The sequence below is a fragment of the Ferrimonas senticii DSM 18821 genome (assembly GCF_000422665.1).
GTDB classification, from domain to species: Bacteria; Pseudomonadota; Gammaproteobacteria; order Enterobacterales; family Shewanellaceae; genus Ferrimonas; species Ferrimonas senticii.
On the sequence record NZ_AUGM01000018.1, the window covers coordinates 36,468 to 49,530 of the forward strand.

10 protein-coding genes are annotated in these 13,063 nt (G+C 53.8%); 5 read left to right on the top strand and 5 right to left on the bottom strand.

Annotation, left to right across the window (positions count from 1 at the left end; translation table 11 throughout):
- Nucleotides 1–81: 81 nt before the first annotated feature.
- Entirely contained in the window at nucleotides 82–2,175 is a 2,094-nt protein-coding gene (locus G506_RS0110535) for a tetratricopeptide repeat protein (RefSeq protein ID WP_156904873.1), read from the bottom strand.
- A 19-nt stretch (nucleotides 2,176–2,194) separates the two neighbouring features.
- Entirely contained in the window at nucleotides 2,195–3,109 is a 915-nt protein-coding gene (rdgC, locus tag G506_RS0110540; protein ID WP_028116833.1) for a recombination-associated protein RdgC, read from the bottom strand.
- Nucleotides 3,110–3,382: 273 nt separating this feature from the next.
- Between rdgC and G506_RS0110545 the strand changes: the two genes are divergently transcribed.
- From G506_RS0110545 to G506_RS0110560, 4 genes are all read left to right on the top strand, one after another.
- On the top strand, nucleotides 3,383–4,342 hold the full coding sequence (locus tag G506_RS0110545) for a porin (RefSeq protein ID WP_028116834.1): 960 nt from the start codon (nucleotides 3,383–3,385) through the stop codon (nucleotides 4,340–4,342).
- A 385-nt stretch (nucleotides 4,343–4,727) separates the two neighbouring features.
- Nucleotides 4,728–5,417: a phosphate regulon transcriptional regulator PhoB gene (gene phoB, locus G506_RS0110550; RefSeq protein WP_028116835.1), complete on the top strand. Its 690-nt coding sequence runs from the start codon at nucleotides 4,728–4,730 to the stop codon at nucleotides 5,415–5,417.
- A gap of 72 nt (nucleotides 5,418–5,489) precedes the next feature.
- Complete coding sequence (gene phoR, locus G506_RS0110555) at nucleotides 5,490–6,791, top strand: phosphate regulon sensor histidine kinase PhoR (RefSeq protein ID WP_028116836.1); 1,302 nt, start codon at nucleotides 5,490–5,492, stop codon at nucleotides 6,789–6,791.
- 41 nt (nucleotides 6,792–6,832) lie between these two features.
- Nucleotides 6,833–7,810, top strand: coding sequence for a PstS family phosphate ABC transporter substrate-binding protein (locus tag G506_RS0110560; RefSeq protein WP_035387257.1), 978 nt, complete (start codon nucleotides 6,833–6,835; stop codon nucleotides 7,808–7,810).
- 56 nt (nucleotides 7,811–7,866) lie between these two features.
- Here the strand turns inward: G506_RS0110560 and G506_RS0110565 are convergent, their stop codons facing one another.
- Genes G506_RS0110565 through G506_RS0110575 form a run of 3 tightly spaced genes read right to left on the bottom strand, consistent with a single transcriptional unit; the run spans nucleotide 7,867 to nucleotide 11,381 of the window.
- Nucleotides 7,867–9,354 carry a carboxypeptidase M32 gene (locus tag G506_RS0110565; RefSeq protein WP_028116838.1) on the bottom strand — a complete coding sequence of 496 codons (1,488 nt, stop codon included), beginning with the start codon at nucleotides 9,352–9,354 and terminating at the stop codon, nucleotides 7,867–7,869.
- 9 nt (nucleotides 9,355–9,363) lie between these two features.
- On the bottom strand, nucleotides 9,364–10,707 hold the full coding sequence (gene xseA, locus G506_RS0110570) for an exodeoxyribonuclease VII large subunit (protein ID WP_028116839.1): 1,344 nt from the start codon (nucleotides 10,705–10,707) through the stop codon (nucleotides 9,364–9,366).
- 59 nt (nucleotides 10,708–10,766) lie between these two features.
- The gene (locus tag G506_RS0110575) at nucleotides 10,767–11,381 is read right to left on the bottom strand and encodes a type II secretion system protein (protein WP_084631321.1); all 615 of its coding nucleotides are present in this window, start codon (nucleotides 11,379–11,381) and stop codon (nucleotides 10,767–10,769) included.
- Nucleotides 11,382–11,534: 153 nt separating this feature from the next.
- Between G506_RS0110575 and guaB the strand changes: the two genes are divergently transcribed.
- Nucleotides 11,535–12,998 (top strand): IMP dehydrogenase, encoded by a 1,464-nt coding sequence (gene guaB / locus G506_RS0110580; protein ID WP_028116841.1) that lies wholly within the window; start codon nucleotides 11,535–11,537, stop codon nucleotides 12,996–12,998.
- Nucleotides 12,999–13,063: the final 65 nt, after the last annotated feature.

The following is a 13,063-nucleotide window of genomic DNA, read 5'->3' on the forward strand; positions in this document are numbered from 1 at the left end:
GCACTCCACTGCGGTCGGGCTTGAGTTAACTTTACGGCATTACAAGCGCTTAGGCAGAATTTTACGAGCTTAGGTTGCCCCTTAATCGGTCTCGCTGAATTTGCTGATGGCTCCGCTGGGCCAGCGGATCTGCGCTGTAGGTAGGTTACTGATGCAGCGGATCACCCCATTTTGAATTGATTTTTGCGCACTTTGGTAGATGGCGCTGGGGTTCAGCACTGGGGCATTTAAGGTCGCCGGCTGTAGCAGGAGATAGGCGTGCTGATTAAAGTGGTGGGTCTGTTCGATGGCACCACACAGCGCCAGTTGCACCAGTTGAATGCTGCATTCCGGTGGCAACTGCAACAGTGAACCGGGTTGAAACGGAATGTCGATGGCGCCGATGGCGATACGGCCATTACCGCAATGGCGCCGCAACGACCAACGGTCGATACGCTCTAACAATCCCGTCAAGAACTGCACCCGCTGGTTACCGTCGATTACCATTGCAAACCGACCAGGACTGGTTTCATAAAGCTGCTTTAAGCCTTCCTGGGTGCCAAGACGAATCGCAATTTGTTGGCGTAGTTTGATGAATTCGCCGCGCCCTAATTGCAGTTCCATATTGGGCAGGTTGCCCAACTGGATCAGCACCAGCATGCCGCGATGTTGCGGCATTTGCTGGATTAGCGCGTTGCGATTGGGTAGCGCGACATCGGTTTGATGGTACAGCAAGTGCTGCACTTGGCTCTCTTGGTCACGCTGCTTGCGAATTCGGCGCAAGCTTACAAGAAGCGCCAGCAGCAGTATCACGATGGTAAGGGTAAGGATCTGCAAATAGAAGTTGAGTTCATCCAACTTGCTTTGCTGCTGTCGCTGGTGCTGCTGTTGTTGCTCTCCGCGCTGGCGCAGATGGTGCTTGGCTAACTGTTTTAGGGTCTCTTTACCGGTCGTTTCCGCTTGATAACGGATGGTATCGCTGAATTTTAATAGCAGTTGCCACGCTCGATTGTAGTCGCCGAGCAGGTGATAAGCTTGGGCTTTGAGCTTAAGCAGTTGATGACGGAAGCTGTTCGGCATCAAGGTCGCTTCAAATTGTTCAATCAGCGCCAGCGCTTGGCGGCCATCTTGCTCGGCCAGCAGTAGCCGAATTTCAGTTAGCATCGCCTGTTTTTTAAAGTGCTCGTGACCAAGCTGTTTAAAGGTGACTTCGGCGCTGTCGAGATAACTACGTGCTTTACCAAATTGGGCCATCGCCAGATAGCTTTCACTCAGCGACAGATGGACAGTGGCTAACTGCAGCGGCGAGTTGGTCTGGGCAATGGCGGTTTGTGCCAATAGCAGATAATGCACCGCTTGCTCAAACTGCAATTGCTGTTGGTATACCTCGGCCAGTTGGGTCATGGCGATGCTGTGTAGGTACGGTATTGGTTCACTTAGCTCAGCGGCGCGATGGCTAAAGTGCATGGCGTTCAGCATATCGCTAAGGCCGAGATATAGATCGCTTAGGCGCAGGTACAGCTCCACGCTGAAGCGCAGATCGTTGACTTTCGGTTCCAGCGCTAGGGCGATTTGAAAGTGATCAACCGCTAACTGGTATTGGCCCATGCGCCGGTAAAATTGCCCCAAATAGGCGTTTAAGCGAGCCTTCTCTAGTTCGCCCAGATTGGCGGCAACCACTTGTGCCAGTTGCAACTGTTGCAGTGTTTGGGGATTGCGTTTGAGCTTGTCCAGTTGTCGAGCTTGGAGTAGTAGGCTGTCGAAGTAGAGTTGTTGGCTGAATTTACTCGACAGCGGCGCCAGCAGTTTGCTGGCGCGCTTTGCTTCGGCCAAGCCACTAAGCACTTTGCTGGCGAACAGTTCGGCGCGCTCGGATTTTAGAAGCTTTAACCAGCCCTTTTGCAACTGGCTTAAATTGCGCCCTTGCAAGCGCTGTAGATGGGCATCAGCTGACGCGAGGTCGTGCTGGCGGATTGCCGCATTGGCCAGCAGCAGATAGCGGTCACTGACGCTGTTATCGCTGTGGCTCGGGTAACTGGCAATACTTTGTGGTAATAACTCTGGCTGGCTGCGGACTTGCTGGTATAGCAGCAATAAGCGTTCGCCGGAATAACCCCACGCTGGAGTCGAAAGTAAAACCAGAAGGCAGAACAGGCGCAGCATGCAATAGCCGGATCCGATAAGTGGCGCTGCCATTAAGGCAGCGCTGGCTTGATTAAATGGTCTCGTCGACGCCGCCCATGGCGTCGAGCAGATTAGGCCACAGCTTTTCAAACTCACCGCACATCAGTGAAAAGTCGGCATCCAGCCGAGCGGCAAGATCTTCTTTGTCGATGTCGTCGTTATGATCTTGTAGCACGTCGGCAAATTTCAGTCGCTTCAACGACAGATCGCCATGCAGCACAAAGCTGATGCTTTCAGACCAGTCCAAAGCGACTTTGGATGCCAATAACCCGTTATCAAGATAGGCTTTAACTTCATCGCTATCTAGTGGCAAGTCTTTGATTTTTATGCTGCCACCAGCTTCAGCCAAGCTTTTTAGTTCGGCTTCTTCTTGCAGTTCAAACAGGTTGCCGACGCGGCCGGTGCGAACCCAATCGGTCATCGCTTCTTCTGGCAGTGTATTTGGTAACAGCGGCGCTACTGGCAGTGAGCCGATGGCTTGGCGCAGCAGCGACAGTAACTCTTCGGCGCGATTGGCACTGGAGCAGTCCACCAATATCAACTGCTGCTTTGGCATGATCAGTGCCCGAATCTGCTTGCGGCGGCTGAATGCGCGCGGCAGCAGGGTGGCGATGATGTCCTCTTTCAATGCGTCTTTTTCCGCTTTACGAGCAGGGCGGCCTTGTTCCGATTCTAAGGCTTGCAGACGCTCGTCCAGCTCTTCGCGGATCACCGAGGCAGGTAACATCTTTTCCTCTTTCTCCATGGCGATCATCAGGTTGTTTCCGGCGCCATGAACCAGAGCTTGGCCCACTTTGTTGCCCAGTGCTTTGACAAAGCCCAGTTTTACCGTTTCTTGGCTGTTGGCTGGGGTAAAGCGATAGGCATCAAGACGCTGTTCAAGCTCTTCAATGGACCAGTCGATCGCTTTGGTTAGCCGGTACGGCTGGGCGTTTTTAAACCACATGGAGGTTACCTATAAAAGCGGGGCAGAAAGCTAAGGTGGCAGTGTAAGGAAAAGCGTTAAACGGTGCAATGCGCACTATTTTTTCCAGTTTGCCGCTGATTTAAAAGTTAAAAAAACACCGGTTGTGGTAGCGCTGTGCCGCTTTTTTATTGTTGGTGTGTTGTAATGAAAATGTCATGGATTGTTGAAATATAAGTGTCATGTGACGCTGACATGATTCGCCCTGTTTTCTGCTGAATCCAGACAAACACAATGACAAACAAGGAAATGATAATGCTCTCAACCAAGCGTACTGTTTTGGCGGCTGCCCTGGCTGCTGCTGTGATCCCATCTGTAGCCATGGCCGAGGCACTGACCCTGTACGGCAAAGTGAATATTGAAGCGGGCTATAACGACTTTGATGACAGCAATAGCGAGGCTGCAGAAACTGAGGTGCGTTCAAACTCATCGCGTTTGGGCGTTAAAGGCGAAATCGAATTGAGCCCATCATTAACCGCGTTTTATACCGTTGAGTATGAAGTGGATACCGATAGCGATGACAAAAATAACTTTAAAGCACGCAACCAGTTTGTCGGCTTGAAGGGCGATTTGGGCTCGGTCGCGCTGGGTCGCAATGACACCGTATTGAAAAAGTCGCAGGGTAAGGTGGATATCTTCTCCGACTATTCCGGCGATATGAAAAACTATGGCTTTCAAGGCGAGAACCGAGAAGAGCAAACGGTCAGTTACCTGACACCGACCTTGGGCCTGTTTAGCGCAGGGCTGACCTATGTGGCCGAAGGTTCTGCTGATTCGGTGGATGCCAACGGCAAGCCGACCGATGGTTTTTCTTTGGCAGCGATGTACGGTGATGCCAAGTTCAAAAAGTCCGATTTTTACCTAGCTGCGGCTTATGATGCCGACATCGATAAACAAGACAGCGTGATGCGCTTTACTGCTGGTGCCAAAGTTGCTGGCATCAAACTGGGGGCCTTGTATCAACAACAAGAGGCCTTCAACAGCGTATCCAAAGACGGCTTGTTATTGTCGGCCGCTTACGGTATCGATGACCTCACCTTAAAAGCGCAGTTTGTTGATATGGAAGACACTGCCGATGGCTTCTCGGTTGGCGCCGACTATAAACTGGCGAAAACCACCAAGCTGTTTGCTTACTATACCGATCGCTCATACGAGGATCAGTTAAACAGCAAGTCGGGCGCTTTTGCAGCCGTGGGGCTGGAACACAAGTTCTAACGGTGCTAATCACATCGCCATCGAGAAAGGAGCCAGACGGCTCCTTTTTGTTGGTAAATGACTTATACCAATTCACCTAAATATCTGATCACTATTGCTGGTTTAAATCGTCTCACTCTGCGTTACTCAACTTACTGGTAGAGCCACTAGCAGCGGCGTTGAGCGCCTTGATTGAGACGATTTCTCCTTCGCACTAGATAGACCATTTACTTAAGTGAATTGGTATCACTCACCTAGCGGGTTGGTGCACTTTGTCGACCTATTGCGGCCAATACGATTTCGGTTTGTTATCAATAGGCTGATCTCGTACCCTTAGTCATATTTCTGTCACTTAGTTGCCAGATAATCATCCGCGAATCGTCACCCGTGGACCCTAGTTACTGCTATGACTGCAAATATTCTAATCATTGAAGATGAATCGGCCATCCGCGAGATGCTGGCGTTTGTGCTGGAACAGCACGGCTTTCGCACTACCGCTGCCGCTGATTACAACCAAGGCCTTGAGGCCGTAACCGAACCGTACCCCGATTTGATTTTGCTGGATTGGATGCTGCCTGGTGGCAGCGGTGTGCAGTTGGCGAAAACCCTGCGCAGCAACGAGCATACTCGCCAGATCCCAATCATTATGTTGACCGCTCGCGGTGAAGAGGAAGATCGGGTGAAGGGGCTGGAAGTCGGTGCCGACGATTACATGACTAAGCCGTTTTCACCGAAAGAGCTGGTGGCACGGATCAAAGCGGTACTGCGCCGGGCTGCCCCGACTCGCTTGGAAGAAGCGGTTGAGGTGCAGGGTCTACGACTTGATCCGGTGTCTCATCGGGTCACCATCGATGACGCCAACTTGGATATGGGGCCAACCGAGTTTCGCTTATTGCACTTCTTTATGACTCATCCAGAGCGGGTCTACAGTCGCGAACAGTTGCTTGATAACGTCTGGGGCACCAATGTCTACGTCGAAGACCGCACCGTTGATGTGCATATCCGGCGGCTGCGTAAAGCGATTCAAGAGCAAGGGCATGATCGCCTGATCCAAACCGTTCGCGGCGCCGGCTATCGCTTTTCTACTCGCGTTTAACGGTTGATTTCTCCCTGCAATACCCGACAGCCACTGCTGTCGGGTATGGCGATCTTAAAGTGTGTCGATTGCATGTTTGAAGAGTATTCCAAAACCCAGTTAGTGGTGCGACTGCTGTTGTGGTTTGTGCCATTCACCGCTGTCGGTCTGTATTTTGAGCAACTGCCGTGGGCGCTGCTCGTGGCGACGTGGTTGCTGATGTTTTGGCACTACCGACACCTTAACCGGTTGGCGAATTGGCTGTGGCACGATCGCAGCCTAACGCCGCCGCACGGCAGTGGCAGCTGGGAACCGATCTTTAACGGCATCTATCGCTTGCAGGGTAAGAACCGTCGGCGTCGAGCGCAGCTGGCGCGGATGTTGTCACGCTTTCGGGAAGGGGCAGAGGCGCTGCCGGATGCCACCTTAGTGCTGAGCGCCGAGGGCGAAATTCAATGGAGTAACAAGCTGGCGCAACACCTATTGGGAGTGCACTGGCCGAAAGATTCTGGCAACCGCATCCACAATCTGCTGCGCCATCCGCAGTTCATCAGTTACTGGCACAAGCGAGAGTTTAGCGAACCATTAGAGTTGCACTCGCCGGTAAACGATGCCCGAATTTTAGAGATCCGAGTGATGGCTTACGGTGATAGCCAACGCCTGCTGATTGCCCGTGATATTACCCGAGTGCGGCAACTTGAAGAGATGCGTCGGGACTTTGTAGCTAACGTTTCCCATGAATTGAAAACGCCGTTGACGGTATTGCAAGGGTATGTGGAGATCATGCAGATGACCGCAGAGCCAGGCTCGATGATCGCCAAGCAATACGATGCGATGGATGAGCAGTCGCAGCGGATGAAAAACCTAATTGACCGGCTGCTGGTGTTATCGCGTATCGAATCGGCAACCGACATCGATCTCAAGCATCGGGTCGATATGGCTGAAATTTTTCAACGGATAAGGCTGGAGGCGGAAGAGTTGTCCGCCGGTCAGCATCAACTGCGGTTTGATATCGATGCGCACTTGCAGGTGTTTGGCGACGAAATGCAGCTGCACAGCGCCTGTGCCAACCTGGTACAAAATGCGATTCGCTACAGCCAAGCTGGCACCGAAGTCACGGTTCGCTGGGCGCTGGTGCATGGCAAACCAACATTCAGTGTTGATGACAGCGGCGAGGGGATATCAGCGGAGCATATCCCGCGATTGACCGAGCGGTTCTACCGGGTTGATCGCGCCCGCTCACGCAACACCGGCGGCAGCGGTTTGGGGCTGGCGATCGTCAAGCACGCGTTAAGCCACCACAACAGCCAACTGCAGATCCGTTCGGTGCTAGGGCAGGGCAGCCGGTTTTGGTTTGAACTACCGACGTCGCTGCACGCGCCGCAATCGGCTTAGTCGGTGCAGTCGGTACCAATGAATAGGGGCCAGCAATGGCGATGAGCACAATACGACAAATTATCAGCGCAGTGGCGCTGACAACGTTGCTGTGTGCCGCAGCCGCAGCTCAGCCGCAACAGCAATCATTACCCGATTACGTCAAGCGCAGTGGGGTTAGCGGTAATCTGTCGTCGGTGGGCTCGGATACTCTAGCGAATTTGATGACCCTGTGGGCGGAAGCCTTTCGGCGCCACTACCCTAATATCAACCCGCAGATCCAAGCGGCAGGGTCGTCAACGGCACCGCCAGCGCTGGCCGCTGGTACCAGCCAGATAGGCCCCATGAGCCGGCAGATGCGTCCGAGCGAAGTGGAAGCCTTTGTTAAACGTCACGGTTATAAGCCAACGGCGGTGCGGGTAGCGATCGATGCACTGGCACTGTTTGTTCATAAAGACAATCCCATCAGCGGCTTAACGCTGGCGCAAGTAGATGGGATATTCTCAGCTACCCAACGCTGCGGTGGTGACAGCATCGATTATTGGTGGCAATTGGCACTGACCGGCAAGTGGCAACTGCGCGACATTCAGTTGTATGGCCGTAATTCGGTTTCCGGCACCTACGGCTATTTTAAGAAACGGGCGTTGTGCGGCGGTGATTTTAAGGCCGAGGTCAACGAGCAACCCGGTTCAGCTTCGGTAGTGCAATCGGTATCAACGTCGCTGAATGCCATTGGCTATTCGGGGATTGGTTATCAAACCGCAGGCGTTAAGACGGTAGCGATTGCCAAACATGGCGACGATTATGTTGCTGCTACCGCCGCCAATGCCGCCAATGGCAGCTACCCACTCAGCCGCTATCTGTATATCTACGTCAACAAACACCCCAATAAGCCGCTAGCGCCGCTGACTGCAGAGTTTCTGCGGTTTATCTTGTCCAAAGAGGGGCAAGCGGTGGTCAGCAAAGATGGCTACGTACCGTTGCCGTGGACAGTGGTGCAACGGGATCTGCAGGTATTAGGACTGCCGCTGACGCAGTGATTGGCAGGGCTCGCTAAGCAAAAGCCGCCGGTTGGCGGCTTTTTAGTGGCTTTAGCTTACTTCACTAGATAGCGCTCGCTTAGATGGCGTTTAAAGTGCTTGGCGTTCAGCGCTTCACCACTGGCATGGCGAACCAGTTCGTCGGTGGTTAGGGTGCTGCCGTGACGCCAGATTTTCTCCTCTAACCAGCTGAAGATTGGGGTTAGATCGCCGCTGGTGACGACATTGTCGACATCGACCGTCTGTCGCATCGCCGCCATAAATTGCGCCGCGTACATCGCCCCCAAAGTGTAAGAGGGGAAATAACCAAAGGTGCCATCGGTCCAGTGAATGTCCTGCATACAGCCATTTTGATAATTGCCAGCGGTCGATAGCCCAAGGTACTGCTGCATTTTTTGATGCCACAGTTCTGGCACATCACGATGGCTGATCTGGCCGTTGATCAGATCTCGTTCGATCTCGAATCGCAAGATCACGTGCGCCGGATAGGTTAGTTCATCGGCATCAACCCGGATAAAGCCTTTCTCCACCTTGGTATACAGTCGGTGCAGATTGTCGAGCTCAAACAGCTTGCTATCGTGCTGCGGGAACTGCTGCGCCGCCATGTGGGACAGATGGCTGACAAAGGCGCGGCTGCGACCCAACTGCATCTCGAAAAACAGCGATTGCGATTCATGCAGCCCCATCGAACGTGCCTCACCGGCAGGCAGCCCGGCCAGTAATTTAGGCAGGCCTTGTTCGTAACGAGCGTGGCCGGTTTCGTGGACAATCCCCATCAACGATTGGGTAAATTCCTGCTCGTTGTAGCGGGTGGTGATCCGCACATCGGTTGGTACGCCGCCGCAAAACGGATGAGTACTTTCATCCAAGCGGCCGTGATTAAAATCAAATTGCAGCAGTTGCATTACCTGCTGGCCTAGGGCTTTTTGCGCCGTTGCTGGGAATTGGCCGCTGGCTTCAATAATTGGTTGCTTAGCCTGTTTGTCGATCGCTTGATCGATCATCTCTGGTAGCCAAGTTTTTACGTCACTGAACAGCGCATCGAGTTGCGCGGTGGTGACGCCAGGCTCGTAGAGATCCAGCATCGCGTCGTAGCGACTGCAACCGTTTACCTCGGCGCGAATTTGCGCTTCCTCTTGCGACAGCTTCACCACCTCGGCCCAGTTTTTTTCAAAGCCAATCCAGTCGTTCTGGCTTCGCTGACTGCGCCACGCGTGTTCGCATTTCGCCCCCGCCAAGGATTGGGTTTTAACCAGAGACTCAGGCAGTACCGTCGCTTGCTGCCACTGGCGTTTCATCTCCCGTAGGCTGGCTTGTTGTTGCGCGGATAACGATTGGTTCTCGGCATCGTTAAACCAATCCGCCAGTTGCGGCTGGTTTTGCAGTTGGTGCAGATGCACCGATAACGTGGCCATTGCTTCGCTGCGCGCGTCGTTGCCGCCGCTGGGCATCATTGCCGCTTGATCCCAGCCGCAGATCGCGGCTAGGTGGTTGAAGTGCGATAGGGTTTTGGCGTGCTCGGTGAGTTTGTCAAACGCGTTCATGGCCACTCCTTATTGGTTTTTGTTTGGTTGCGAAATGGCGCTGACGGTAGCGCTGATTTGGCCACGGTGCAGGCGAATGTCGATGCTGTCCCCAACGCTGGCTTGGCTGGCATCGGTGAGCGCTTGGCCATGACAGTTAGCGATGGCATAACCACGGCTCAGTACCGCCAGTGGCGAGACGCTGTCGATCTTGGCCACCAATTGCCCTAGCTGATAGCGCTTATGACTAAACAACCGCTGCTGGGCTGCAAATAAGCGTTGATTGAGGCCCTCTAGCCGCTGCTTGGCAATCCCAAGGCGTTGTTGAGGATGCTGCCCCTGCAGTCGCTGCTGCAGTTGCTGATGTTGATGGCGCTGGCGCTGCAGCTGCGATTGTATTGCCCGTTGCAGACGCAGACTTAACTCATCCAAGCGTTGACTGTGCTGTTGCAGTTGCGCCTTCGGGTGCGCCGCTTGCAAGCGACTGTTCAGCAAAGCCAGTTGATGTTGTTGCTGGCGCAGTTGGGCGGCAGTTGCCCGCTGTAGTTGTTGCTGCAGAGCTTGTAGCCGCTGACCTAGGTGGCTGCGATCGCGGCTCAACAGTTCGGCCGCCGCCGATGGCGTTGGCGCTCGAACGTCAGCTACGTAGTCGGCAATGGTGGTATCCACTTCATGGCCAACGGCACTGACCAGTGGCAAGCGCGAATGGTAGATGGCACGGGCGACCGCTTGTTCGTTAAAGCACCACAGATCTTCGAGCGAACCACCACCACGGGTTAGCAGCAAACAATCGACTTCATTACGTTGGTTGGCCAGTTCGATAGCGTTGCAGATTGCTGCGGTGGCTTCTCGGCCTTGCACCAGCGTCGGGTAGATAATTACCTTTAGCATCGGATCGCGCCGCTTAAGCACACTTAATACATCAGCGATAGCCGCCCCACTGGCCGAGGTGATCACCCCAAGTGTGGTGATCTGTGTTGGCAACGGCTGCTTGGCCGAAGTGGCAAACAACCCTTCGGCGGCCAGTTGCATCTTCAGCGCTTCATATTGCTGCTGCAACAGGCCATCACCAGCCGGCTGCATCGAATCCACCATCAACTGCATGTCACCGCGCGGCTCATACAGAGTGACGTCGGCACGCACCAAGACTTGTTGGCCGTGGGCAGGGCGGAAGGTTAAGCGAGTGGCGCGACCTCGGAACATCGCACAGCGAATTTGGCTGCGATCGTCTTTTAAGGTGAAGTAGATGTGGCCCGAGGCGGGGGTGGCCAGATTGGAGATCTCGCCAGAGAGCCAGACGCGGCCGATACCGCCCTCAAGCAGTGATTTGATCTGTCGGCTTAGCCCCGACACGGTCAGAATGGATTGCGACACAACAGTTTCCGTTGTCGAAAAGTGCCGCGATTATACCACCTAAGCTGTGGCTTTCACGGTTATGGGCACACGCACTGATCTTTATCTGGACAACTCAGCTTGACCTGCTGGTTGCGCGGATCGAACTGCAATCGACAGCGGTTACCAAGACTTTCCAAGGCAACATATGAGCTTTGGTCGTTTTCGAATTTACAACGGTAGCCTTGCTGTAAGTATGCGGATGGGGTTTGGTTTTTTTCGTAACGAGTCGGCGAAATCCCGAGTAGGTGGCACACTTCACCGCCATCCAGTAGCGCTTTGTCGGTGGTTAGCGTTACGTGGTAGCCGTCGCCGTTTTCCAGCAGCACTTGGTGCGTGGGGGCATTGGGTTTGGTTTGCTCCAGCGGCTGCAACCGACTGGGTAGCTGGGCAGCCGCATTCAGTTGCACTAAACCGCTGCGTAATTCGCCAGCAAGCCGTTGTAACTGAGCGATCTGGGCATCCCGTTGCAGATCGATGTATTTGCCGGCAGCGATAGTGGCAAGGATTGCCATTAGCAGCAAAACCAGAACAATCTCGGTTAGGGTAAAACCGTTGGCACCGCGATTGGCTTGCATGCGGCATAAAGGCGAACTCTTAACCGATTGGATATGCAATGGATTCTGAGCCGCAAAATGGGAGTCTGGCATTGTCATAAAAATTCCATTCGGGTAAACAATTGTGGCCAATAAATGCGAGTAATGTCGCTTTTTTTGTTGTCAGATTGATTGTTATCGCACAAGCGGATCACTATACTTCGCCAGCAATATTTCAGACCTCTAACCCTCAAATTTGGTGGAATGTTGCCCATGCTACGTATTAAAAAAGAGGCACTCACGTTTGATGACGTGCTGTTATGCCCAGCCCACTCTACCGTTCTACCGAACACTGCCGTTCTTGGCACTCAACTGACCAAAACCATCAGTCTTAACATTCCGCTGCTGTCTGCGGCGATGGACACCGTGACCGAAGCGCGTTTGGCAATTGCTATGGCGCAAGAGGGCGGCATCGGCTTTATCCACAAGAACATGAGCATTGAGCAACAAGCCAATCAAGTGCGTCTGGTGAAGAAGTACGAAGCCGGTGTGGTACAAGATCCAATCACCGTTACCCCGAATACCACCATGTTGGAACTGCACCAGCTGACCGAAGAAAACGGCTTTGCCGGTTTCCCAGTGATCGCAGACAACGACGAATTGGTTGGTATCGTGACTGGCCGTGACGTGCGCTTTAACACCAACCCAGAGCTGACTGTCGCTGAGCTGATGACCCCGAAAGCGCGCCTGGTGACCGTACTGGAAGGTACGCCTTTGACCGACGCCCAAGCATTGATGCATCAACACCGCATTGAGAAAGTGCTGGTGGTTAATGACGCGTTCAAGCTGAAAGGGATGATCACCGTTAAAGACTTCCAAAAAGCCGAGCGTAAGCCAAACGCCTGTAAAGACGAGCTAGGCCGTCTGCGCGTCGGTGCTGCGGTAGGTGCGGGCCCAGGTAACGAAGATCGCGTGCGCGCGCTGGTTGAAGCCGGTGTTGACGTGATCCTGCTGGACTCCTCCCACGGTCACTCCGAAGGCGTACTGCAGCGCATCCGTGAAACCCGTGCGGCGTTCCCGAACATTCAGATCATCGGTGGCAACGTAGCGACCGCCGAAGGCGCCAAAGCGCTGATCGACGCCGGCGTCGATGCGGTGAAAGTAGGCATTGGCCCCGGTTCCATCTGTACCACCCGTATCGTTACCGGTGTTGGTGTACCGCAGATCACTGCCGTTTCTGATGCCGCCGAAGTGTGTAACCAGTACGGCATTCCAGTGATTGCCGATGGTGGTATCCGTTTCTCTGGCGACATCGCCAAAGCGATTGCCGCTGGCGCGTCCTGCATCATGGCTGGCGGTCTGTTCGCCGGTACCGAAGAAGCCCCGGGTGAAATCGAACTGTACCAAGGTCGTGCGTTTAAATCGTACCGCGGCATGGGCTCGCTGGGTGCAATGAGCAAAGGCTCTTCCGATCGCTACTTCCAGTCTGACAACGCCGCCGACAAGATGGTGCCAGAAGGCATCGAAGGCCGCATTCCTTACAAAGGCAAGCTGAAAGAGATCATCCATCAGCAGATGGGCGGTTTGCGTTCTTGCATGGGTTTGACCGGCAGCGCCACCATCGAAGATCTGCGCACTAAAGCGGAATTCGTGCGGATCTCTGGTGCCGGTATCAAAGAGTCGCACGTACACGATGTGACTATTACCAAAGAAGCACCGAACTATCGCATGGGTTAATTAGCCAAACTCGGTGGCAGACTGTAGAATGCCGCCGGCTTTGACCCTAACAATTTTCAAGGGGC

Coding starts and splice junctions, on each gene's coding strand:
- rdgC (WP_028116833.1), bottom strand. CDS start 3,109: ATGTGGTTTAAAAACGCCCAGCCGTACCGGCTAACCAAAGCGATCGAC.
- G506_RS0110560 (WP_035387257.1), top strand. CDS start 6,833: ATGAGCACAATACGACAAATTATCAGCGCAGTGGCGCTGACAACGTTG.
- phoB (WP_028116835.1), top strand. CDS start 4,728: ATGACTGCAAATATTCTAATCATTGAAGATGAATCGGCCATCCGCGAG.
- G506_RS0110545 (WP_028116834.1), top strand. CDS start 3,383: ATGCTCTCAACCAAGCGTACTGTTTTGGCGGCTGCCCTGGCTGCTGCT.
- G506_RS0110535 (WP_156904873.1), bottom strand. CDS start 2,175: ATGGCAGCGCCACTTATCGGATCCGGCTATTGCATGCTGCGCCTGTTC.
- G506_RS0110565 (WP_028116838.1), bottom strand. CDS start 9,354: ATGAACGCGTTTGACAAACTCACCGAGCACGCCAAAACCCTATCGCAC.
- phoR (WP_028116836.1), top strand. CDS start 5,490: ATGTTTGAAGAGTATTCCAAAACCCAGTTAGTGGTGCGACTGCTGTTG.
- G506_RS0110575 (WP_084631321.1), bottom strand. CDS start 11,381: ATGACAATGCCAGACTCCCATTTTGCGGCTCAGAATCCATTGCATATC.
- guaB (WP_028116841.1), top strand. CDS start 11,535: ATGCTACGTATTAAAAAAGAGGCACTCACGTTTGATGACGTGCTGTTA.